This window comes from Williamsia herbipolensis (assembly GCF_036153515.1).
Lineage (GTDB): Bacteria > Actinomycetota > Actinomycetes > Mycobacteriales > Mycobacteriaceae > Williamsia_A > Williamsia_A herbipolensis.
Window position 1 is genome coordinate 3,326,984 of record NZ_CP108021.1, and the last position, 23,161, is coordinate 3,350,144.

17 protein-coding genes are annotated in these 23,161 nt (G+C 63.8%); 14 read left to right on the top strand and 3 right to left on the bottom strand.

The annotated features are described in order from the left end of the window. Window positions 1-156 precede the first annotated feature (156 nt). The 3 genes from OG579_RS15240 to OG579_RS15250 all read left to right on the top strand — a co-directional run bounded on the left by OG579_RS15240 (window position 157) and on the right by OG579_RS15250 (window position 3,453). A complete protein-coding gene (locus tag OG579_RS15240) occupies window positions 157-501 on the top strand; it encodes a hypothetical protein (RefSeq protein ID WP_328856637.1) in 345 nt (114 codons plus the stop codon). Between the two features lie 1,381 nt (window positions 502-1,882). After that, on the top strand, window positions 1,883-2,578 hold the full coding sequence (locus OG579_RS15245) for a ParA family protein (RefSeq protein ID WP_328856638.1): 696 nt from the start codon (window positions 1,883-1,885) through the stop codon (window positions 2,576-2,578). Beyond that, window positions 2,578-3,453: a ParB/RepB/Spo0J family partition protein gene (locus OG579_RS15250; protein WP_328856639.1), complete on the top strand. Its 876-nt coding sequence runs from the start codon at window positions 2,578-2,580 to the stop codon at window positions 3,451-3,453. Before OG579_RS15245 ends, OG579_RS15250 begins: the two co-directional genes overlap by 1 nt. A 25-nt stretch (window positions 3,454-3,478) precedes the next feature. On the opposite strand, the gene OG579_RS15255 is transcribed toward OG579_RS15250, so the two are convergent. Continuing rightward, a complete protein-coding gene (locus OG579_RS15255) occupies window positions 3,479-3,922 on the bottom strand; it encodes a hypothetical protein (protein ID WP_328856640.1) in 444 nt (147 codons plus the stop codon). 590 nt (window positions 3,923-4,512) lie between these two features. Between OG579_RS15255 and OG579_RS15260 the strand changes: the two genes are divergently transcribed. Next, window positions 4,513-5,583, top strand: a complete 1,071-nt coding sequence (locus OG579_RS15260; protein ID WP_328856641.1) for a GGDEF domain-containing protein — start codon at window positions 4,513-4,515, stop codon at window positions 5,581-5,583. A 421-nt stretch (window positions 5,584-6,004) separates the two neighbouring features. On the opposite strand, the gene OG579_RS15265 is transcribed toward OG579_RS15260, so the two are convergent. Continuing rightward, on the bottom strand, window positions 6,005-6,673 hold the full coding sequence (locus tag OG579_RS15265) for a TetR/AcrR family transcriptional regulator (RefSeq protein ID WP_328856642.1): 669 nt from the start codon (window positions 6,671-6,673) through the stop codon (window positions 6,005-6,007). A 108-nt stretch (window positions 6,674-6,781) separates the two neighbouring features. Between OG579_RS15265 and OG579_RS15270 the strand changes: the two genes are divergently transcribed. The 6 genes from OG579_RS15270 to OG579_RS15295 all read left to right on the top strand — a co-directional run bounded on the left by OG579_RS15270 (window position 6,782) and on the right by OG579_RS15295 (window position 15,541). After that, a complete protein-coding gene (locus OG579_RS15270; protein ID WP_328856643.1) occupies window positions 6,782-7,906 on the top strand; it encodes a VOC family protein in 1,125 nt (374 codons plus the stop codon). Further along, window positions 7,903-8,844 carry a fumarylacetoacetate hydrolase family protein gene (locus OG579_RS15275; protein WP_328856644.1) on the top strand — a complete coding sequence of 314 codons (942 nt, stop codon included), beginning with the start codon at window positions 7,903-7,905 and terminating at the stop codon, window positions 8,842-8,844. The genes OG579_RS15270 and OG579_RS15275 overlap by 4 nt, the downstream gene beginning before the upstream one ends. Beyond that, window positions 8,841-10,406: a bifunctional 3-(3-hydroxy-phenyl)propionate/3-hydroxycinnamic acid hydroxylase MhpA gene (gene mhpA, locus OG579_RS15280; RefSeq protein WP_328856645.1), complete on the top strand. Its 1,566-nt coding sequence runs from the start codon at window positions 8,841-8,843 to the stop codon at window positions 10,404-10,406. The genes OG579_RS15275 and mhpA overlap by 4 nt, the downstream gene beginning before the upstream one ends. Beyond that, window positions 10,403-12,274 (top strand): acyl-CoA synthetase, encoded by a 1,872-nt coding sequence (locus OG579_RS15285; protein WP_328856646.1) that lies wholly within the window; start codon window positions 10,403-10,405, stop codon window positions 12,272-12,274. The genes mhpA and OG579_RS15285 overlap by 4 nt, the downstream gene beginning before the upstream one ends. Continuing rightward, window positions 12,271-13,956: an MFS transporter gene (locus OG579_RS15290; RefSeq protein WP_328856647.1), complete on the top strand. Its 1,686-nt coding sequence runs from the start codon at window positions 12,271-12,273 to the stop codon at window positions 13,954-13,956. Before OG579_RS15285 ends, OG579_RS15290 begins: the two co-directional genes overlap by 4 nt. 604 nt (window positions 13,957-14,560) lie before the next feature. Beyond that, window positions 14,561-15,541 carry an MlaD family protein gene (locus tag OG579_RS15295; RefSeq protein ID WP_328856648.1) on the top strand — a complete coding sequence of 327 codons (981 nt, stop codon included), beginning with the start codon at window positions 14,561-14,563 and terminating at the stop codon, window positions 15,539-15,541. Window positions 15,542-15,549: 8 nt separating this feature from the next. Here the strand turns inward: OG579_RS15295 and OG579_RS15300 are convergent, their stop codons facing one another. Further along, the gene (locus OG579_RS15300) at window positions 15,550-16,185 is read right to left on the bottom strand and encodes a TetR/AcrR family transcriptional regulator (RefSeq protein WP_328856649.1); all 636 of its coding nucleotides are present in this window, start codon (window positions 16,183-16,185) and stop codon (window positions 15,550-15,552) included. Window positions 16,186-16,464: 279 nt separating this feature from the next. On the opposite strand from OG579_RS15300, the gene OG579_RS15305 reads away from it, so the two are divergent. The 4 genes from OG579_RS15305 to OG579_RS15320 all read left to right on the top strand — a co-directional run bounded on the left by OG579_RS15305 (window position 16,465) and on the right by OG579_RS15320 (window position 23,121). Beyond that, window positions 16,465-17,607 (top strand): cytochrome P450, encoded by a 1,143-nt coding sequence (locus tag OG579_RS15305; protein WP_328856650.1) that lies wholly within the window; start codon window positions 16,465-16,467, stop codon window positions 17,605-17,607. Beyond that, window positions 17,604-19,259 carry an FAD-dependent monooxygenase gene (locus OG579_RS15310; protein WP_328856651.1) on the top strand — a complete coding sequence of 552 codons (1,656 nt, stop codon included), beginning with the start codon at window positions 17,604-17,606 and terminating at the stop codon, window positions 19,257-19,259. The genes OG579_RS15305 and OG579_RS15310 overlap by 4 nt, the downstream gene beginning before the upstream one ends. Window positions 19,260-19,401: 142 nt before the next feature. After that, window positions 19,402-19,722 (top strand): hypothetical protein, encoded by a 321-nt coding sequence (locus tag OG579_RS15315; protein WP_328856652.1) that lies wholly within the window; start codon window positions 19,402-19,404, stop codon window positions 19,720-19,722. 12 nt (window positions 19,723-19,734) lie between these two features. Continuing rightward, window positions 19,735-23,121, top strand: a complete 3,387-nt coding sequence (locus tag OG579_RS15320) for a pyruvate carboxylase (RefSeq protein ID WP_328856653.1) — start codon at window positions 19,735-19,737, stop codon at window positions 23,119-23,121. Window positions 23,122-23,161 lie beyond the last annotated feature (40 nt).

A 23,161-nucleotide genomic window follows, 5' to 3' on the forward strand; every position in this document is an offset into this window, starting at 1 on the left:
GGGGCTGTCAGTGCCGACGGTGACGACACCGTCGGGGTGGTCCCAGTCGTCGGGGTGATCGCGCGAGGAGGATCGGCTGGTGCTTGTTGCGTCGTCGTCGGCGTCGCCAGCGTGGTCGACGGAACAGGTGCCGTCGGCGTACCACTAGCGAGGGTGGTGGACGCCGGAGCGGTCGTCGCGGTCGACCCCGGACCACCGTTCGCCGGAATCGAGGCGGGCGTCGACGACGGAGCTGCTTCTGTCGTGGTGGCGATGGTCGTGGTGCTCGCTGGTGCGGTGGTGCTGTCGGCGCTCGATGTGCTCGTCGACGAGGTCACGGTGGGCTCGGCGTGGGCCATGCCGGCACCGGTGATCAGCGCCGCCCCCAACCCGACGGTCATCGCCGAGTTCTTCACCCACGCCGGCACCTCGTGGGCCGTCTGCACGCGGTGTCGTCCTCGACCGGCTTTGGATGCTTTCGCGGCTCGGGCCTTGGCCTTGGCACGGTTCTTCACCCGATGAGCACTCATGACAGCAATCTCGTTCCATTCACGCGCGTACGCCTACCCGCGTGCGTCCCACCAGGAGGGTGTCAGCGAAAACGACCGTTGACGCCGGGATTGAGGATCACTTATCGGGGCTTGCGCAGAGCGTAGGAAGCGAGTGCAAATTTTCTGCAAATCTGAGCGACGGCAACGAATTGCACCATGAACAACCGCGATTGATGTGATTGGTCGTTCATCCCAGACATTCGAGGGCCCGTAACCCAGAAGACGGTGGTCACAGGTCATCGTCCAGTTCGTCCCGGGTACATCCACGACGTGGGACACCTGTGCCGGATGGTCTCGATTGCCTGCTGTCTGTCGCCATAGATGCCATAGGTGCCGGAAAGGTGCTCAGGGGATTGCCTGGGCACCTACGACTCGTCCGGACCGGGGTGGCGCTAAGCCCCGACCGTCGATCGGCGGTCAGTGTTCGGTGCTGCCGAGTGTGTCCTCGAACCGGAATGACCTTGTAGTTGGATGCGAAGAGTCGGGAGTCGGACCCAGACACCGGACACGTGTGCGTCGATCCGGTCCCCGCCCTGGGATGTTCCACGGGTTCGTGTCCAACGCTCGTACAGCCTTCTTCACCCCACCGCTATGCACAGCTTCCGAGCGACCCTGCGGGCGCTCACGGCACCCCCGTTTGAGCGACCATTTATTCAGTCCTGTCCACCTGCACTCTCGAGGCGGTTGCGTCGGCGCCCGGGAGGGTGCGAATGCCGTCTGACCCCACCGAGAATTACCGCTGCGGACTGTGTGCGGACTGGGTGCCGAACCGTAGGCGACGGAGAGGTCCGAAACTGATCGCGCCCCAGCTGAATGGCGGCTGTTCAGCGCTCCATTTGTGTCCCCGACATCAACTTGGGCGAAGGGGATTCGAACCCCGTGACCTCTTCGTTCCCGGAAAGTGAGTAGCTGACGGCAACCGGTCCCGTAAAACGAGGAAGCCCCGACCGGGTTTCCCCTGGTCAGGGCCTCATCTGTGTCTCAACCAACACGTCGGGGTGGCGGGATTCGAACCCACGACCTCTTCGTCCCGAACGAGCGCACCTGGGCGTTTGATGATGTTGGCCCTGTTGGGGATTCACTGTTTCTGCTGGTGAGTGGCGTTGTGGGTGTTTGTCGGTGAGGGCCGTTTTCAGTTGTGCTGCGGACTGTCTGCGGACTGACGGTATTTTCCCAGGTCGTGCTCGCTGGTTGTTAGAACGTGCTCTCAAGCAACCGTATTCGACCGACGTCTCTTGGCGCAGCGTGTCTGCACGAGGCCCGCCAAGGGGTGGTGTTTACCGCGGTAAACACCGACGCCGTGCGGCGCGGGAAGACAGGTAGTTCACGAACGGAGCAGAGAGGCGGAGAGCATGGGTGTGCATGTGGTGATGAATCAGAAGGGTGGGGTGGGAAAGTCGACGCTGGCGATGAACCTGGCCGCGGTGAAGGCTGATGTTCTCGTCGACCCGGCGGGGGACCGGGGACTGTCGCCAGTGTTGGCGGTGTCGATTGATCCGCAGGGCTCTGCGGTGTGGTGGGCTGATCGGGTCGCCGATCTGCCGTTCCGGATCGCCCAGGCCCATGACGATGTCGGGATGCTCGGTCGGTTGCGCCATCTGCCCGGTGTCGATCACGTCATCGTCGACACCCCGGGCTGGATCGGCGACACTCCGGGTGCGACGGACAACGGTGGCACGGGCTATGCGTTGGATGCGGTGTTGGGGTCGGCGGATCTGGTGATCGTGCCGATTGTTCCGGAGCCGTTGGCGTTCGATCCGACCGCACGCACGATCACGAAGGTGATCGAGCCGTTGGGGATCCCGTACGTGGTGGTCGTCAACGACTGGGACCCGCGCGACGGGCGCTCGGATCTCGAGCAGACACAAGCGTTCGTCCGGTCGCGGGGGTGGCCGCTGGCGCGCACGGTGGTCCGGCACTACAAAGTGCACGCCCGTGCCGCCGCGGAGGGACGCGTTGTCACCGAGTACGGATCGAGCAGGGTGGCGCTCCAGGCCCGTGAAGACGTGCAGCGGCTGTGCCTCGAACTCGAAGTCGGGGTCCACTGATGGCCGGTCGCGGGGGACGCGTCGACCTCGCCGATCTTGCCGGGTCGGTCGGCGACGGCTCCACCGTGGACGCCCCAACGAACTCGGACGGCGTCTTTCGAGCGAACGTGCCGCTGGCCCAGTTGGTCGCGAACCCACGCAATCCGCGTGCCGAGGTCGGCAACCTCGAGGACCTCGCCACGATCGCCGACCGGCAGCTACAGCCCGGAACGGTGGTGAGTCGTGCGTCGTGGTTGGCGCTGTGGCCTGAAGATGCGTCTCAGTTGGGTGCTGCGCGGTGGGTTGTGGTCAACGGCTGCCGGCGTCTCGCGGCGTGCCACCACTACGAGCGGGCGGGTATGGATGTGGTCATCCGTGACTCCCTCGCCACCAACCGCGAATCGATCCTCTGGGCGGCAATCGTCGAGAACATTGACCGCCAAGATTTCGACGTCCTCGAAGAAGCAAACGCCGTGGAACTCCTTGTCACCGAAACCGGCAGCGCCACAGCAGCCGCCGAACGCCTCGGTCGCAGCCCTGGCTGGATCTCCCAACGACGAGCCCTTCTCAACCTTGCGCCCGAACTTCAAAAAGCACTTCGCCAGGGCGAACTCGCCGTTCGCCTAGCCCGCTCACTCGCGCAGGTGCCGATGGCACAGCAAGTCGACGCGTGGCGGCGCGCGCAGAGACGCCGAGAAAAGCCGCAGAACGAGCGATCGGGCGAAGCCGGGACGCGGCCGGTCTCGATCCCAACCGTCGTAGTAAGGGCGTTCCAGAGATCGAAAGCTCAACCGTCGGACGTCGTCGCGGCGGTATGTGAGCTATACGGGGAACCCCAGATCGACGAGATGATTGAACTTCTCGAGCAATGCCGAGGGGCCAGACGCGCAAACTAGTTGGCGACGGGGATGCCAATTGTGCTCATTGGAACCGGATGGTCGCCGGCACCTCGGAATCGGACCGCGGATCGTCGTGGTCGGCGCAGGCCACGCGGTAACGCCGATCCGGTTGGACTCCGTGTTCGATCAAACGCGCCGGCAACGACGCCGGGGCGAACTCACCGTCGATCAGTCGACGGAAGAAAGTGCTACGGCGCGCGGCGAGCGACACCGCGTTCTCCTGCAGCACCGCGTTGATCACCGCCGAGTACGAGGTGGCCCAGTGCCACATCATGTCCTGGAGGTCGTCGATGACCTCGGGGCTCATGCCCTGCTCCGTCGCACGGGCCCGAACGATCTCGGCGAGCAAGCGCGCACCCACCTGGATGCTGTGGGCGACCAGTTCGAGCGGAATCTGTTGAGTCGACCACCGACGGGCGAGGTCGGTGAGATCGGCGGTGGTGATCTGCGGGGTGTCGCTGCGCACCTGACGGAGCACGATGTGTAGGGGTTGTTCGCAGCGGTGTTCCAGATCACTTTGCCACTCTTGCAGGAATTAGGGCGCTATCCGCCGCTGGCCTCGACGAGCATCTCGAGGGCGTCGGGGGTGATGTCGCCGCCGGTGGCGACGATCGAGTCGCGCAGCGCGACGGCGGCGGCGCGCGGCAGGGACCCAATGGTTAGAGGGACTGTTCTTCGGCATGAGAGCGGGCGGCGGCGGGGACTGCAGGCAGGTTGGGCAGGCCGGCGCCGATGATGAAGAACGGCCACTCACGTTGCGCGGCAGGGTGCGCACCGACCGCGAACGCCGCTGCCTCATCGCCATCGCCGACACCGGCGAACACCCACACTCCGGGCACGGCAGTTGCGCCACGGCCGCGTCGCGTGTGCACCACCGGCTGGCGGTGTGAATTAACCCAACCGCTGTCGTCACCGGGTCCGGTGCCACTTGCCGGTATCTCGCATGCGCGGGTAACAGACTGTGATTGGCTGCCGATGAGGTTCATAAGTTCGTCGTAGGGGATGGCGAAACGATTGTGGCGGGGTGGGCGCCGCTGACGTGAGGTAGTCGGTGTCGTGGTTGATCCGTCGTCACGGCGCAGGCCAGGGGTGCGGTTGGTCGATTCTTCGACGCTGTATGTCAGGGGTCGTGATCAGCGGCTCGATGCGTTAGTCCGCTTCACGCTGGCGTCTGCGTGTGCCACGGTCGCCATCTATGCCGGTGCGTTGGCCCTAGGGGGATTTGCCCGAAGCGGCAGCGGCACCGCACTCCTGTGGTTCGTCGCAGGTGCTGCGGTAATGAGCGTGGCTGTGTGGGTGGCGAGCCCTGTCGCGCTGTCAGGCTGGCAGGCAACCGTTTTCGCGTGCATCGCCGATCTTGGTATCGCAGCCGGTCTCGGTGTTCTGCGGGACACCCACGTGATCTTTGGTGGTTGCATCGTGTTCGTCCTCACCGGTGTGTTCGTCACCATCCATGTCCCGCCGATCGGTTTGGGAATGCATCTGGTGTTTGTTGCGGCGTTTGTCTGCAGCACGGGGGTGTTGATGGTTGTCCGGGGCGACATCTCGCTGGCGATGTCCGTGGTGGGGGTGACTTTGTGGTTGTGGGTGCTTGTCGGGTCGCCGTTGCTGGGCCGCAGAATCTGGATCGGTATCAGCGCGGCCGCCGATCTCGCTAACTATGACCCCCTGACGGGGGTGCTCAACCGTGCCGGTCTCGACCATGCGTACCGCGAACTCGCCGCCGCCGCGGCGATCGATACGGCAATGATGGTCATAGTGATCGATATCGATGCTTTCAAAGCCGTCAACGACCGGTTTGGCCATGCGGTGGGTGACGCCGTACTAGTAGAGACGGCACACCATTTGACTCACTATTTCGGTCGGTACGCGGCCATCGCCCGATCCGGAGGTGAAGAATTCACCGTGATCGCCACCGGCGACCACGTCACCCTCGAGCGGCATGTCGCGGCCACGCCGACGACAACCCTCGGGGTTCATGGCCCGCCCGTAACGTTCAGCGTCGGGGCGGCATCGTGTGCTTACCGCGACCGTCAGTCTTCGCTGCTACAGGCCATGGCCGCCGCCGACCACGCGATGTACGCGGCCAAAGCCCGCGGGGGTAACTGCACCCACCTCGTCATCTAACGGGGACTCGGGGCCAAGCCGAGGCGGCCGGTCCTACCTGATCACTGTTGCCCACACCGCGCCACTGACCGACGCCCAGGCTGGCCTCACGTTGGCGGTGATGTCGCTGCACGAGACAACCATGCGAGTGTTACGACCGGCCGGCACCTACATTGGTCACAATGGCGACGCCAGGCGACGACACCGAGTCGTGTCTGTTAGACCTAGTCGTCTCCCCGAGTTGGATTGCTGCCAACCCGTCCAACGTGAGCGGCGCATCTGCCGGGAGTCCCCGCTTCCGGCATCTGTGGAGGTGATGATCGGCGTCGTCGAGTTGTTGTGCGACGGCATTCGCGTACTCATACAGTCACGGCTGCCTGGCCGCCCGGGTGCGCAGGCAACCTGCGCGCTCTCGGTTGAGGTTGGCGAGAAAGCAGCGCCCTCAGTCGGAACTTCCACCAAGACCGGGTGGTACGACAGGTTCGATCAGTGGACGTCGGGACACCTCGGTCGCGTCTGCCTTGGACAGCCCGAACATGCGTAGCAGGTTTGCCGCGAGATCGTCTGCGGCGGTGTTGGTGTCGAGGGTCTGATTGTGCTCAAGCATATGCAGGCAGCCGAGCAAGGCGCCCGCCGTGCACGCCAGGGCCATTGCGAAATCGTTGACATCAAGGCGACCCGATATCACTGCAACTTTGAGATCGCGCAGCGCGCGTGGGGCGAGGCCGTCGGCGCTGTCGAGGTAACGGAAGCCCACTTGGCTCATCATCGATGCCATCCGGGGATGGGACATTCTGAGCCGGACGGACATCCGCACCCCGGCCGCGAACACCTCGGCCGGATCGTCCAGCCCGGCGGTCACCTCGTCGAACAGCCGCCCGTGCAATTCGAGGGTGGTGCCGATCGCGGCGTCGAAGAGCTCGGACTTGCTGGTGAAGTGGTTGTAGAACGATCCCAGGCCCACATCGGCGAGCTCGGTGATCTCGGAGATGCTCGCCTCCATGCCCTTCGGCGTGGCCATCAACTGACATGCGGCATCGATCAACGCACCGCGCGTGCGGGCCTTGCGACGGTCCAGTCGATTGCCCGCGGGGGTGGATGAACGGTCCATTGCCTTAGCATAAGCCATCAATTATGAATTGCATTCCAATACTGAAGCACCTTGACAGCTCACAGATCAGAAATGAAGATTTGTTCAGAAGAATCCAGGAGGTCATCGATGACAGTTCCTGCGGACACTCCGCATGCCGATCTACACAGCGAGGACGGCGCCCGGCCGGGCGATCCCGGTGACCGCGCCACCGATCCGGTCATCAAGGTCGTCGATCTGGCGTGGCTCGAGTTCGAGAAGCAGAACATCGCCCAGGCCGAACGCTTCGCCCACGACTTCGGTTTCGCCACGGTGTCGCGAACGGCCGACGAGTTGTCGCTGCGCGGCACGTGGTCGGGGGCGCCGTGCATCGTGATCCGGCGTTCGCATCGGTCCCGGTTCGTCGGACCCGCGTTCCGCGCGGCCGACCACAGCGATCTGCTGAAACTCTCTTACGAGACCGGTCGGCGAGTGCATCCCCTCGGCGATCTGGGGGGCTCGGCTGTCGATCTCACCGATCCTTCCGGCATGCAGATTCGCGTGGTGGCCGGTCTCACCGACCTCCCGTCGCTGCCCGACCAGCACCCGCTGACGTTCAATTTCGGTGGAAAGATCGAACGCTTCAATGCGATTCAGCGTCCGCCGCGCGAGCCTGCCCGCGTTCAGCGGTTGGGTCACGTGGTCATCGAGACACCGAAGTTCCGGGAGAATCTCGCCTGGTACCAGGAGATGCTCGGATTGATCGTCAGCGATTTCCTGTTCTTCCCGGGCCAGCGTGATCGCGGGCCGACGATGGCGTTCATGCGGTGTGACCGTGGCAGCGAGGCCGCTGATCACCACACACTGGCCATGACTCTCGGTCCGCAGTCGCGCTACGTACACAGCGCGTATCAAGTGGCCGATCTCGACGCGGTCGCCGCGGGTGGTGCCTACCTCGCCGAGCGTGGATACCACCACGCGTGGGGCATCGGTCGCCACATCCAGGGCAGCCAACTGTTCGACTACTGGCGCGATCTCGACAAGTTCATGGTCGAGCACTTTGCCGATGGCGACATGTTCGACAACACCGTCGAGGCGGGGTGGGCGCCGATGACGGCGAGCGGCCTGTCGCAGTGGGGGCCGCCGGTCACCCGCGATTTCCTCGGCGCCAATCCCGACCCCGATCTCATCAAGGGGATGTTGTCGGGCCTTCGCGACGACAACGAGTTCGACATCCATCGCCTCCTTGGCCTGCTGAAAGTTGCCCGCTCATGACCACGACCGTTATCCGTACCGCCGACCGCTGGTGGGTGCAGCGCGATGAAGTCGCGGTGCCGATCGAGACCACCGCAGTCACGACCGGGGAGTTGCTGGGTGACCGAACCGCGATCGACGCTGCCGTCGGCAACGAAATCGGCGCCACCCCGGTGGCCGACCTCGAGCTGCTCTCACCGGTTACCGCGCCGTGCCGAGTGGTGGCTCAGATGGTCAACTATCGCAGCCACGCAACCGATTCGGGCATCAACCCCGACCGGGTGTCGGCCACGTTCTTCCGCAAGGCATCCGGGTCGATCACCGGCCCGTTCGGTGACATCGTCAAGCCCGCGCACGTGAGGTTGCTCGATTACGAGGTCGAGATCGGCCTGGTCGCCGCCACGTCGATCGAGGTTGGGACCACCATCACCGCCGATACCCTCGGTGAGTTCTTCGCCGGTGTGGTGATCACCAACGACGTCAGCGCGCGCGACCTCCAGTTACCGAAAACCCAGTTCTACGAGTCGAAGTCGTATCCGACGTTCACCCCGGTCGGCCCCCGACTGGTTCTTCTGACCCACGAGGAGTGGCGTCGGTTCGACCAGCTGCGTCTGCAGCTCTGGGTCAACGGCGAGCGACGTCAGGACGGACGCGTCGGTGCCGACATGATCATCGACCCGGTCAGCGCACTGGCTGTCCTCACCGGCTTCCAGCGACTCGACGCCGGCGATCTGCTGCTCACCGGGACACCGGGTGGTACCGCTCTGTCTGCGCCGCCCAAACCGATCGAGATCATCGGCGCGCTCATCCCGCCGCATGTGAAGTGGGCACAGTTCTTCAAGCGCCAGGCATCGAATCCCAAGTACCTGCAGGACGGTGACGTCGTCGAGGTCCGTATCGCCACTGACGACGGTGCCATCGAACTGGGGCGGCAACGCTGCCACGTGAGATACGCATGACCACCGCGTCCGACCCCGTCGTGGTCGTCGGTGCGGGCCCGGTCGGCATCGCGTGCGCGTTGCTCCTGGCGCGCCGCGGGATCGCAACGGTTGTGCTGGAACGACATCGGGAACCGTATGCGCTGCCCCGAGGGGTACATCTCGACGACGAGGTGTTCCGGATTTTGCAGGCGCTCGGAGTCGACGAGAAGTTCGCGCCGATGACTCGTCCGATGCCGGGTATGCGCCTGATCGACGGCCGCCGCCGGGTGATGGCCGAGTTCACCCGGGACACCGCCGACGGGCGCAACGGCTTCCCGCCGGACAGCATGTTCGACCAGCCCGACCTGGAGGGCGTTCTGCTCGCCGAGGCGGCGACGGTGGATCTGATCGACCTGCGGCGCGGCTGCGAGGTCACCGAAGTCGTCGGTCGGCAGCGTCCGGCGGTTCGCTACGACGACGCGAACGGCGCGTCGCAGGTCGTCGACGCTGCGGCGGTCATCGGGTGCGATGGCGCGAACAGCCTGGTGCGCGAGCAACTCGGTATCACCATGCGCGACTTCGATTTCGACGAGCAGTGGCTGGTCATCGACGTGCTCACCACCAAGCCGCTCGATGTCTGGAGCGGTGTTCACCAGATCTGTGACCCGTCTCGTGCCGCGACGTTCATGCCGGTCACCGGGAACAGGTACCGCTGGGAGTTCCGGGTCCACGACGGTGAAGACCTCGAGAACCTCACATCCGAGGCCACGTTACGAAAGCTGTTGGAGCCGTGGATGACGGCGGCGGAGCTCGACAACTCGGAGATCCTGCGGCAGGCGTTCTACATCTTTCGTGCACGGGTGGCGCACACGTGGCGCGTCGAGCGGGTGTTCCTCGCCGGTGACGCCGCTCATCAGACCCCGCCGTTCGTGGGGCAGGGACTCGGATCCGGGTTCCGCGACGTGTTCAACCTGGCGTGGAAGCTGGCCGACGTGCTCGACGGCATCGCACCGGAATCGGTTCTCGACACCTATGAGTCCGAACGCAAACCGCACGCCACCCGGATCATCCTGATGGCCCTCGCGGTGGGGTGGGCATTGACCGGTGGACAGGGGCGACTCGCCGCACCGCGTCGATTGCTGCTCGCGGCGGTCTGTCGGATCCCGGGCGTCACCAACGCCATGCCGGAAGGCACGCCACCCTTGGGGCACGGACCACTCGTCGAGCGGCGAGGTCGTCGGAAACGACTCAACGGGAGCATCTTTCCGCAGCCATGGGTCCGGACTCTCGATGGTGCTCGTCGTCTCGACGACCTCGTCGGTTCGCGCTACACGCTGTTCACCCGTGGGCCGCTGACCCGTGACATCGCCACCCGGTTGGCGGGCACCGACATCGCCCACATCGACGTCGACGCACTCCGATGCGTCCCATCGACCAGTTCGTCACCGCTTGCCCTGCTGCGCAAGCACCACGCGCACGCGGTACTCGTCCGCCCCGATCGCGTGATCATGGCGACCGCCGTCACGCAGGCGGGCATCACCTACTTGCTCTGCACCTATCAACGCGCACAACGAATGACCCCCATCGGAGTAGCGGTATGACGAACGACCTGCTGTGGCCTCGGTACGACAGCCCGGACAACCTGATCGTCATCGAACGCATTCCTTTGGCTGACCGTGGTCTGCCGGCAACAACTTACGAAGTCTTGCTCCGCGCGGCCACTTACTCCCCGGATCGCGTGGCTGTCTCTTATCTCCCGGACGCCGATCGGTGGATGATCCCGTACGAGCGTACGTTCGCGGATCTGCTTGCTGCGGTGCATCTCTTTGCCCATGTGATGCACGACGCTGGGATCACCCGGTCCGACGCCGTCGCTCTGATCTCGCCGAACTGTAGCGAATTGCATGCCGCCATCTTGGCCGCGGAAGCGGTGGGAATTGCCGCTCCGATCAATCCTTCGCTGTCGAACGATCACGCCGCGGCGTTGATCGAATTGGCGGGCGCAGCAGTCATCGTCGCCGCAGGTCCTGACCTCGACCCGCAGGCCTGGGATTTGGCCCGCGCACTTGCGGTCAAGACCGGGGTGACGAGCCTGTTCGCGTTGCACACTGACGACCCGGACATCGACGCGGCCGCTCTCGAACCGCTCGACGGCGTGACCGTGGCCTACCTCACGGACGCGGCGTCGGGGCTCGCCGACGACGGCCTGCCCGCGACCCCACCAGCTGCTGATGACCTCGCGGCCTTCTTCCATACCGGCGGCACCACCGGCGCGCCCAAGCTGGCGGCGCACACCCACGCCAATCAGGTTGCGACAGCGTGGATGATCGCCGCCAACGGCAGTCTCGCGGAGGGTGACACCTTGTTTGCGGCCCTACCGCTGTTCCATGTCAATGCGCTGATGGTGACCACGCTGGCGCCATTGCTGCGCAGCCAGCACGTGGTGTGGGCCGGTCCGCTCGGTTACCGCGATGTCCCGCTGTACGGCATCTTCTGGAAGCTCATCGAGAAGTACCGGATCGTCGCACTGTCGGGCGTCCCCACCGTGTATTCGGTGCTCGCGCAACTCCCCCTCGACGCCGACATCTCGAGTCTCCAGTTCGCCGTGGTCGGTGCGTCACCTCTTCCGCCCGCCGTCCGCACAGCCTTCGAAACACACACCGGAGTGGCGCTGTGTGAGGGATACGGTCTGACCGAGGCGACGTGCGCCAGCGCGCGGAGCTTCCCCGACCACCCACGGCCAGGGTCGGTGGGACAACGGATGCCGTATCAGCAGGTGCGCGTCGTCGATCCCGAAACCAATTCGGTCATCGACGATCCCGACAGCATCGGCTCGCTGGAGATCGCCGGTCCCGCGGTCTTCGCCGGGTACGTCGGACGCTCCGCTGAGGGTCGTGTCGTCGATCCGTCGAGCGTGGTGACCGACGGGTGGCTTGCCACCGGCGATCTGGCCCGCATCGACGCTGACGGCTTCATCTACCTGGCCGGCCGCGCGAAGGACCTCATCATCCGCGGTGGCCACAACATCGATCCCGCGGTGATCGAGGACGCGATGCGTGCGCATCCCGCTGTCGTCGACGCCTGCGCGGTGGGCCGTCCCGACCTGCATGCCGGCGAGGTGCCGGTGGTCTACGTGACCGTCTCGCAGCCGGTCGAGATCGCCGAGCTCACGCAGTGGGCGCAAGAGCACGTCGTCGAGCGTGCGGCCATGCCCAAGTCGATCCAGATCCGAGACACCCTGCCGGTCACCGACATCGGTAAGCCGTTCAAGCCACCGCTACGCGCCGACGCGACACGACAGGTGGTCGCCGACGAGCTCGCGGCCAATGGTCTCCACCACGCTGCCAGTGAAGTCGAGGCCGGCGTCGTCGACGGAACCGTCTCGGTCACCATCCCGCGGTCAATCTCCGTCACTGCTGCTGCGGAGATTCTGGGGCGGTACGCCATCCGTTGGAGGTTCGCGAAATGACATCAGTTGATGGCTCTCCCGATGAAGCCACGACATCGCACCGGGCGCCTCTGTTCATGATGCGTCCCCTCGATCCCGACGGTCCGCCCTATTCGCGGCGGTGGGCAGGTTTGTTGGTCTTGTGCCTGAGTCTGCTGATCGTGGTGATGGCGAACACCGCGCTCATGGTCGCGGCGCCACGCATGACCGAGGCGCTTAACCTCAGTTCCAGTGACCTGCAATGGGTCATCGATGGGTACACCGTGCCCTACGCGGCGCTGATGCTGCTTTTCGGTGCCATCGGAGACAAATTCAGCCGGCGTGGCGCACTCTGGATCGGACTGGTGATCTTCGCGGCCGGTTCCACCTACGGAAGCCTCGCCGACTCCACGACCACCGTCATCATCAGTCGGGTCATCATGGGATTCGGTGCCGCAGTCATCATGCCTGCCACCCTGTCTCTCCTTGTCTCGATGTTCCCGCGTTCAGAGCGGGCCCGTGCCATCACCCTGTGGTCGGCGACATCAGGTCTCGCGATCGCTCTGGGTCCGCTGATCGCAGGTGCCCTATTGGTGCACTTCTCCTGGGAATCAACGTTCCTCATCAATCTGCCGATCGTGGTGATTGCAGCGATAGCCGCGCTGTTCGTGGTCCCGCCCTCGAAGGCGCACGACGCCGGATGTCCCGACCCAGTGGGGGCGCTGCTGTCTGTCATCGCAATCGCCTCGCTGGTGTACGCCATCATCCAGGGTGCCCACTTCGGTTGGAGCGCTCTTCCGGTGTCGGCTGCTGTGGTGGCGGTCGTCGGGTTGATTCTGTTCGTGCTGTGGGAACTTCGATGTTCCGAACCGATGCTCGAAGTGCGGCGGTTCACGAATCGGACCTTCTCCGGCGCGACGCTTGCGGTGTTCCTGTTCTTCTTGGTCACCTTCGGCGTTATTTACTACGTCGCGCAATACATGCAATTCGTGTTGCGCATGTCAGCGCTGGAGACGGGAATTCGACTTCTTCCCTTGGCGGCAGCCGTTTTCGTCGGTGCGTTCGTATCGGCGCGTGGGATCAAGCGATTCGGAATTCAGGCCACCGTCGGCGCGGGGATGGCACTCGGAGCGATCGGCACCCTCCTACTGGTGCGGATCGGTGACGGATCCACGTACCTCGACTTCCTGCCCACACTCATCCTTCTCGGGCTCGCCATCGGAGTGGCGCAGCCTCCGAGCACCGACGCCATCATGGGCGCCTTCCCAGAGAATCGCCTGGGGGTCGGTGGTGGTGTGAACGACACATCGTTGGAGTTGGGCGGTTCCCTGGGGATCGCGATCCTCGGGTCAATTCTCGCGACGTCCTATACCTCGACCATCTCGCCAACGGTGAATGCGATGGCCAAACAGGCGGCCGGTATACCGTTGTCCCCAGATCAGGCCGCGCAGGCGAAGGCAGTGTTCGACGCGGCCCGCGAATCAGTCGGCGGTGCATCGATTGCGACCGATCAGGTTCGGCAATCCATCGCTGCCATGCAGTCGACGCCGGCAGCGGCGAGGCAGGTCGAGATCCTCACGGCTCAGGCACGCGAGCTGGACGCGGCAGCAGCGCACGCCTTCTCGGCAGCTGTCTCGCATACCTCGATAATCGGCGGAGCCATTCTCGCCATCGGGACTGCCTTGGTGACGGTTCTGCTACGTCGCAGCAAGTCCGACAACTGACTCCGGCGAATCACCGAATGGAGACCCGATCGTGACCGCACTGGACTTCGGCGTGCGACGTGCATCCTCTCGTCAGGGCGCGCCGGTCATCAACGCTGACCTCTATGCCGCACACGCACTCGTCGACCCGCAACCGCTGCACCGGTAGGTCTACGATGCGCCCGGTGGTGCTGGTCGCGATGGTGAGGAAGTGTCCTCGAGCCCCATTCGTATATGACGAAGTATTCAGATCTGTACAAACGCCGGCTCTGGAACGGTCAGATTGCCCAGTATGAGGCAGATCAACTGTTGCTCAAGCACTTTCGGTCCCCATGTAAATTTGTGATGCGGGTCACGACTGAAGGGTAGGTTGCCGGCCGGGTCTGGATGACCGACATTCAGATCTGAGTATCAGCAACCACTGCGTACGGTCATTTTCGATCGAAAGATGTTGCAATCAATTGAGTTAACCAGCCTTGACGCATGTACGCCGGCACACATAAGTTCGTCCTCGCGGCCTTGCAGGGATCAGCCAGGCGAGGACGCAGCAACGGAGCAGAAGGCAGGTGCTGCTGTGGCGTCACGCACTGATCGACGCGGGCGCAGTCCGACCACAATCGGCGCCATGGGGCTGGTCATTCTGGCCATGTTCTCGTTAGCCACCTTCTTTGTGGCTGACCTTCCGTTGGTGGGTGCGGGCACGATCTACAAGGCCGACTTCACCGAGGCGGCGGGGCTCAAGAAGAGCAATGAGGTCCGCGTCGCGGGCGTCAAGGTCGGGCAGGTCGAGGACGTCGAGATCGTCGGCAACAAGGTGCGGGTGACCTTCGCGGTCAACAACACCTGGGTGGGCGATCAGACCAGCGCGTCGATCCAGATCAAGACCGTCCTGGGACAGAAGTACCTGCAGATCGACCCGCGCGGTGACAAGTTGGCCGACCCGAACAAGGTCATCACCCAGACCACGTCGCCGTACGACGTCATCGAGGCGTTCAACGATGCGTCGACGAGCCTGGAGAACATCAACACCGATCAGCTCGCCACCAGCTTCCGCACCCTGTCGAGTGTGTTCTCCGGTACGCCGCAGGAACTGGGCAGCTCGCTGGACGGACTGACCCGACTGTCGACCACGATCGCCAGTCGCGATCAGGAGGTGCGCAAGCTCCTCGAGGCGACCAAGGGCACGTCGAAGATCCTGGCCGATCGCAACCAGGAGTTCACCCGCCTGATCGCCGGTGCGGGAGATCTGTTGTCGGAGTTGAACACTCGGCAGCAGTCGATCTCCACACTGTTGACCAGCACCATTCAGTTGTCGACGACGCTCACCGGCATCGTCCGTGACAACGAGAAGCAGATCGGTCCCGCGTTGGAAAGCCTGAAGGGTGTCACCGACCTACTGCAGAAGCAAGACAGCAACATCCGCCAGTCAATCCTTTACCTCGCCCCCCTAATCCGACTGTATGCGAACGTGCTGGGCAGTGGCCGGTGGTTCGATGGAGTCATTACCAATTTGTTGCCACCAGGTCTCCCGGCACAGAACACGACAAGGCCATTCCTGGGACACAACAGGAACCTCAACATCGGTGGATCAGAGGCGACCGGATGAGTGCCTTCTCACTGCAAAGTGGGCTGCTTTAACGGGCGTCGCGAGATCTCGATTGCCTCTTCCTTCGGCAGCCCGAATTGCCTGAGCATGCTCGCCGCAAGATCGTCCGCGGCCGACTCAGTATCGCGGGAAGGGTTACGCGACAGCAAATGCAAGTACCCCAACAATGCTCCCGCAGTGCATGCCAACGCCCCGTTCAAATCGTCGATATCGAATCGTCCAGCGGCGACCGCAGCTTCAAGATCTCGGTAGGCACGCGGCGCCAAACCGTCGTCGGTGTCTAGATATCGGAACCCAACCTGACTCATTGTCTTTGTGAGTCGAGGATGAGACGTCCTCAGGCGCAGCGACATTCGCAACCCAGCGGCGAACACTTCGGCCGGGTCATCGAGTCCAGAAGTTGCCTCGTCGAACAGGCGTCCGTGCAGCTCCAGCATTGCCCCAATCGCGGAGTCGAAGAGGGCGTCCTTGTTCTCGAAATGGTTGTAGAACGATCCGAGACCGACATCGGCAAGTTCGGTGATATGGGCGACGCTCGCCTCGGTGCCTCCGGGAGTGGACAGCAGTTGACACGCCGCGTCGATCAACGCCGAGCGGGTACGTGCCCTCCGGCGGTCGAGGCGGTTCTCAGGCTTCGTCGTCACGTATCAACGATAACCCCTTCACTAGTGAACACAATGCCAGTTCTGAAGCGACTTGACGAGGACTTGGTCACAAGTGACGATTACATCAGAAAGCTGGAGGTCGATGATGACAATTCCTGCGGATACTCCGCATGCCGGTTCGGATGACGAGGACGGCGCTCGTTCGGGTGATCCCGGGACCACGCCACCGTCAGTCCATCCGGGAACGCAGGTAACGACGTGACTACGACGAACATCGGCACTCGGCGATCCGCAACTCGTCGCCGCAACGCACCGATTGTGGACACCGACTTGTATGGGTCGGATGCGCTGGTAAATCCACAGCCTATCTATCGCCAAATCCGCGACGCTGGAACCGTGGTCTGGCTTTCTAAGCACAAGACTTGGGCGATGGGTCGTTTTGACGACGTGCGGAACGCTCTGCGCGACGACGTCACATTCCGCAGCGGCGCAGGGGTGGCGGTGAGCCCGCTGACCAATCTGCTCGGCCGTAACACGGTGTTGTCGAGTGACGACGATACGCATTCGGTTCGGCGACGAATTCTGATGCAGTCGCTTGTGTCTCGCGCCATCCGGCCGTCGCTGCCGATCTTGCATGACGAGGCGGTCGCCACCGTTGAACGAGTGCTGGAGCGGGATTCGTTCGACGGCATCGCAGACTTCGCCTCGCGCCTGCCTCTGGCGGCGGTTGCCGATCTCGTCGGGGTTCGTGTTGAGCCGCACCAATTGCTGACGTGGGGGGCCGGCACGTTCGATGTCCTCGGTCCCATAAACCGTCGTGCACTCGACGCGTTGCCCACGGCTCTGGGTCTGTTCTTCTACACCGTGCGGTTACGCCGGTCTCAGATCACTCCAGACGGATGGGCGTCAACGGTGCTCGACGCCGCTGACCGCGGCGAGATCAGCAAGACAGTGGCACGCAACATGATCATCGACTTCGTCGCCCCCAGTCTTGACACCACCATTCTCGCGACTGGACAACTGCTGTGGAGCCTCGGACAGAACCCGCAGGTTTTCGAGCAACTGAAGGTCGAACCGGACCTCATCCCGACCGCTGTCGTCGAAGCGGTGCGCTTGTCCTCACCGATTCGTGGGTTCACACGCCGTGTCGCCCACGACACTGACATCGACGGTGTCCGGATGAAAGCCGGAGATCGGGTGGTCTTGTTGTACGCCGCCGCAAACATGGATGAACGCCACTTCGATGAACCGGAGACGTTCTCGCTGCACCGGAGGGGTAGCAACCTCGGATGGGGCCACGGCATGCACACGTGCGTGGGCATGCAATTGTCCAAGCTCGAAATGCAAACACTCCTGCAGGTATTGATCACCCGGGTGAAGACCATCGAGGTCAGTGATCCGGTTCCGCTGTCGAACAACTGCTTGCAGGGTTTCGATTCGTTTAAAGCGAGGTTCACATGAACACACATCAGCCCATCGATCACACCGGCATGCCGCTGGCAGCCCCCAGTGGAAACAATGTCGACGTGATCATCGTCGGGCTCGGACCGACCGGAGCGACAGCCGCCAACCTTCTCGGTCAGCGCGGCATCTCCACATTGATTGTCGAACGCGATGACACGATCTATCCGCGCCAGCGGGCGATCGCCTCTGATGAGGACGCGCACCGGGTATGGCAGGGGCTCGGTCTGTTGGAAGGGATGCTCAAGACGATGTCCTCCGACATTCGCGTCCATTTCAAACACGGCAAGCGAACGTTTGTGTCCATGCAGGGCAACGAAAGCCGCGACCAGGGTGTTCCAGGCACCGCGTTCTACCATCAGCCCGAGCTCGAACGCATTCTGCGCGAGGGGATCCGGCGCTTCCCGACCGTGCAGGTCATGGGAGGTGTCGAGGCGGTTGCCCTGACCCAAGACGCAAACTCGGCGACGGTGACGTTGCGCCCGGTCGAGGGCGGACCCGACCAGACCGTCACCGGCCGCTACGTCATCGCCTGCGACGGCGGATCCAGTTCTATCCGCAAACTGGTTGGAATCGGTTTGCCGGGCCGGCATATCGAGGAGCAGTGGTTCGACATCCAGTTGCGAGCCTGGTACGACTTGCCTCCCGAAGCGCCCCTGGACTTCACGTTTATATCCGACCCGAAACGTCCGGGCGTCGACTGCCCGTGCCCGATGGGTTACCACCGGGTCGAATTCCGGGTCAACAAAGGCGAGACCGTCGAGCAGCTACAGACCGAGGCCGGGCTGCGCGGTTTGCTCGCCGAACGCGGCATCGATTACGACAAGGTCGAGATCTTCCGCAGTTGGGGCTACACGTTCCACATCCGCCAGGCCGAACGGTGGCGCGACGGCCGAGTGTTCTTGGCAGGCGACGCCGCCCACATCATGCCGCCTTTCGCCGGGCAGGGCGTGTCTTCGGGCGTCCGTGATGTCGCCAACCTGTGCTGGAAGCTCGATGCCGCCCTCAGCTCCGCAGGTGGGTCCGACCTACTCGAGTCCTACGAACCCGAACGCCGACCCAACGTGGAGCAGCTGACCAAGTTCTCACTTGGTATCGGTGGAATCGTGATGCTGGGCAGCACCCTTGCATCGAACATGCGTGATGCCGCGTTCATGACTGCCGCAAAGATCCCGCTTCTCGGCGATTGGCTGACCGGGATCGGTCTGAAGCCCCTGTACCGGCTCGGCACCACGGGCGGGTTCTTCACCCGCACGCCGGTACGTCGCAGTCTTCGCGGCGACTTCATCAAGCAGCCCTGGGTTTCCGTTGCCAATCACACTCCGGTGCGGTTGGACACCGTGCTCGGCAACGGGTGGACCTGGGTTGGGTTCCCTGAATCCCCCATTCCCGAGCGGTTGGCTGCCGCCGGGGTCGCCGAGATCAAACTCGACTACGCATCGTCGATTGCGGACCACAAGGTCCCCGCGGGCCGGTACGTCGACACCGAGCGGATCCTCGAGCGGCAGATGCGCCGCAGCCGGGTGCACGGGCTACTGGTTCGGCCTGACCGATTCATCTTCGGCGGCGACCGCGAGCTGACGAGCGCCGACATTGAGCGGGTTGCATCCGCGGTCGTGCCGAATCTCCCCCTCACCGCACAAGCGTCCTAGTTCGCCTTCCCACGTCAGGAACCTGTTGATGTCCCGTCGCTCGCTTATGCCCACATTCGGCCGCCCGTCGAAACTCCGACGAGCTGCGCGGCACCTCCCCGCAATCGTCGGCGCAGCCCGTGCCGCCATCGGGGTGACACACATGATCGCCCCGGCCCGGGCCAATGAACTCATAGCTGGTCGCGATTCGACATTGCCCACCACCCGCGTGTCCGCGCGCACCTTCGGAATCCGTGAGATCTACATCGGTGGTGGCCTTCTCACGGCTATCAGATGGGCTCCAGGCCTGGTTCGTCCACTGCTGCGGGCGGGCGTGATCGTCGACGTCTGGGACACCTGCGCTTTCGCGCTGACGGCCGACTTACCCCGCAGCACACGCACGGGCGGCTGTGCAGTCGCCGGCGGATTCGTCATCGCAGGTGCGCTCGCCGACCTACAGCTGCCTGGCGCACAACGAGTCTGAGGAGACAACGCAGTGTTTTCCAAGATGCTCGTCGCAAATCGTGGCGAAATCGCCATCCGCGGGTTCCGTGCTGCTTACGAGCTCGGGATAAGCACTGTCGCGGTCTACCCATACGAGGACCGAAATTCCCCGCACCGTACAAAAGCAGATTCCTCGTACGAGATCGGTGAACCGGGGCACCCCGTTCGCAACTACCTTTCGGTGCCCACGATCATCGAGGCGGCAGTCAATTGTGGCGCCGATGCCATCTACCCTGGTTACGGATTTCTCTCGGAAAACCCGGAACTGGCGCGAGCGTGCGTAGAAGCAGGGATCACTTTTGTCGGACCTTCTGCGGAAATACTTGAACTGACGGGCAACAAGGCCCGTGCGATCGCCGCTGCCCGAGACGCGGGTCTGCCCGTGCTGTCGTCGTCACCGCCGTCAATCGACGTAGAAGAACTCCTCACCCATGCGCAGGACATGACGTTTCCATTATTTGTCAAAGCCGTTGCGGGCGGCGGCGGACGCGGTATGCGTCGGGTCGATGAGATTTCCGGGGTCAGGGAGGCGATCGAAACCGCCTCACGTGAAGCCGAGTCGGCGTTTGGCGACGCCACAGTGTTCCTGGAACAGGCTGTCATCGAGCCGCGTCACATCGAGGTTCAGATCCTCGCCGACACCCACGGCAACGTCATCCATCTGTTCGAGCGGGACTGTTCGGTGCAGCGGCGGCACCAGAAGGTCGTCGAACTCGCGCCCGCACCGAACATCTCTGACGACCTCCGGAAGCGGCTGTGTGACGACGCGGTCGCCTTCGCTCGCCAGATCGGCTATACCTGCGCCGGGACGGTGGAGTTCCTCGTGGACCGCGACGGGAATCACGTGTTCATCGAGATGAACCCGCGCATCCAGGTCGAGCACACGGTGACCGAGGAGATCACCGACGTCGACCTGGTCCACGCTCAGTTGCGAGTGGCCGCCGGGGAGCGGCTACCCGAGATGGGCCTCGACCAAGACGCCATCCGGATCAAAGGTGCTGCGGTGCAGTGCCGAATCACCACTGAAGACCCTGCTAACGGTTTTCGCCCCGACACCGGACGAATTACCGCCTACCGGACCCCGGGTGGCGCCGGAGTTCGACTCGATGGCGGTACCACCCTTGGAGCGGAGGTGACCGCCTACTTCGACTCCCTGCTGGTCAAACTCACCTGCCGCGGGCAGAGCTTCGAGGCCGCTGTGGCCCGAGCACAACGCGCGGTTGCCGAGTTCCGCATTCGTGGTGTCGCCACCAACATCCCCTTCCTACAGGCGGTTCTGGCCGACCCTGACTTCCGCGCAGGAACGATAAGCACCTCGTTCATCGAGCAGCGTCCTCAACTGCTCACCTCGCACACTTCCGGTGATCGCGGGACGAAGATCCTGAGCTACCTCGCCGACGTCACAGTCAACAAGCCGCACGGGGAACGGCCCTCGGCGGTGTACCCCCGCGACAAGCTGCCCGACATCGATCTGACCACCGCGCCGCCGGATGGCAGCCGCCAGCGCCTTTTGACCCTGGGCCCGGAGGGGTTCGCTACCGCCCTGCGTAACCAGGATGCCGTCGCGGTCACCGACACCACCTTCCGGGACGCCCACCAGTCATTGCTCGCCACCCGGGTCCGCACATCCGGATTGCTGGGCGTCGCAGGGCATGTGGCCCGACTGACTCCCGAACTGTTGTCAATAGAGGCATGGGGCGGGGCCACATACGATGTGGCACTGCGCTTCCTACACGAAGACCCATGGGAGCGCCTCGCCGCTCTGCGTGAAACCGTGCCGAATATCTGCCTGCAGATGCTGCTCCGCGGACGCAACACTGTCGGTTACACCCCCTACCCCGATTCGGTAGCACGCGCTTTTGTCGCCGAGGCCGCTGACACCGGCATCGACATCTTTCGAATCTTCGACGCGCTCAACAACATCGACGCGATGCGTCCCGCGATCGACGCCGTCCGCGACACCGGGACCGCGATCGCCGAGGTCGCACTCTCCTACACCGGTGATCTCGCCAATCCGCGAGAGACTCTTTACACGCTCGACTACTACCTTCGCCTTGCCGAGCAAGCCGTCGATGCCGGCGCTCACATCATTGCGATCAAGGACATGGCGGGCCTCCTGCGACCGGCGGCGGCAACGGAACTCGTCGAGGCGTTGCGATGGAACTTCGACTTACCGGTGCACGTACATACGCATGACACCCCCGGTGGCCAGCTCGCGACCTATCTGGCGGCGTGGCAGGCCGGCGCCGACGCCGTTGACGGCGCCTCCGCCCCGATGGCTGGAACGACCAGCCAACCGGCGCTGTCGGCCATTGTTGCCGCCGCCGCCCACACAGAGCGTGACACAGGACTCGACCTCGCCAACGTATGCGACCTCGAACCGTACTGGGAAGCGCTTCGAAAGGTGTATGCGCCGTTCGAGTCCGGGCTCCCGGCACCGACCGGCCGCGTCTACACCCACGAGATCCCGGGCGGTCAGCTGTCCAATCTGCGGCAGCAGGCCATCGCACTGGGACTCGGTGACCGATTCGAAAAGATCGAAGAGGCGTACGCCGATGCCGACGCCCTGCTCGGTCGACTGATCAAGGTCACTCCCAGCTCCAAAGTCGTCGGAGACCTTGCCTTGCACCTGGTGGGCGCCGGTGTCGGTATCGACGAGTTTGCGGCGGATCCGGGCCGCTTCGACATCCCCGATTCGGTCATCGGATTCCTGCGCGGCGATCTGGGTACACCCGCGGCTGGCTGGCCCGAGCCGTTTCGTGAACGGGCGCTGCAGGGACGAGCGACTGCGCGCCCTACTGCAGAACTCAGCGCTGAGGACGAGAAGGCGCTCACCGAGCCCGGTGAACGGCGCGGCACGCTCAACCGGCTGCTGTTCCCCGGCCCGACATCAGAGTTCCTCAAACACCGTGAACAGTACGGCGACACGACCGGACTATCGGCCAACCAGTTCTTCTACGGACTGCGCCAGGGCGAGGAACACCGAGTCGAGCTCGACGCCGGGGTCGAACTTCTCATCGGACTCGAGGCCATCTCCGAACCCGACGACGCTGGTATGCGCACGGTCATGTGCATCCTGAACGGTCAGTTGCGACCGGTCTCGGTGCGCGACCGCTCGATCGCCGCCGACACACCGTCCACCGAAAAGGCCGATCGAAGCGATCCGTCGCATGTGGCAGCACCGTTCTCCGGGGTTGTCACTGTGACGGCCGCAGAGGGGGTCTCGGTGGAAGTAGGTCAACAGATCGCCACGATCGAGGCGATGAAGATGGAGGCGGCGATCACCGCGCCCCGTGCGGGCACCGTGACCCGGGTGGCCGTCAATGGTGTGACCCAGGTGGAAGGTGGCGACCTCATAGCTGTGATCGACGCGTTGTGACTCCGAAAAGCGCCGGCTGCGTTGAGGTCATTATGAAAGT

Coding starts and splice junctions, on each gene's coding strand:
- OG579_RS15245 (WP_328856638.1), top strand. CDS start 1,883: ATGGGTGTGCATGTGGTGATGAATCAGAAGGGTGGGGTGGGAAAGTCG.
- OG579_RS15250 (WP_328856639.1), top strand. CDS start 2,578: ATGGCCGGTCGCGGGGGACGCGTCGACCTCGCCGATCTTGCCGGGTCG.
- OG579_RS15265 (WP_328856642.1), bottom strand. CDS start 6,673: ATGGACCGTTCATCCACCCCCGCGGGCAATCGACTGGACCGTCGCAAG.
- OG579_RS15270 (WP_328856643.1), top strand. CDS start 6,782: ATGACAGTTCCTGCGGACACTCCGCATGCCGATCTACACAGCGAGGAC.
- OG579_RS15275 (WP_328856644.1), top strand. CDS start 7,903: ATGACCACGACCGTTATCCGTACCGCCGACCGCTGGTGGGTGCAGCGC.
- mhpA (WP_328856645.1), top strand. CDS start 8,841: ATGACCACCGCGTCCGACCCCGTCGTGGTCGTCGGTGCGGGCCCGGTC.
- OG579_RS15285 (WP_328856646.1), top strand. CDS start 10,403: ATGACGAACGACCTGCTGTGGCCTCGGTACGACAGCCCGGACAACCTG.
- OG579_RS15290 (WP_328856647.1), top strand. CDS start 12,271: ATGACATCAGTTGATGGCTCTCCCGATGAAGCCACGACATCGCACCGG.
- OG579_RS15295 (WP_328856648.1), top strand. CDS start 14,561: ATGGGGCTGGTCATTCTGGCCATGTTCTCGTTAGCCACCTTCTTTGTG.
- OG579_RS15310 (WP_328856651.1), top strand. CDS start 17,604: ATGAACACACATCAGCCCATCGATCACACCGGCATGCCGCTGGCAGCC.
- OG579_RS15315 (WP_328856652.1), top strand. CDS start 19,402: ATGATCGCCCCGGCCCGGGCCAATGAACTCATAGCTGGTCGCGATTCG.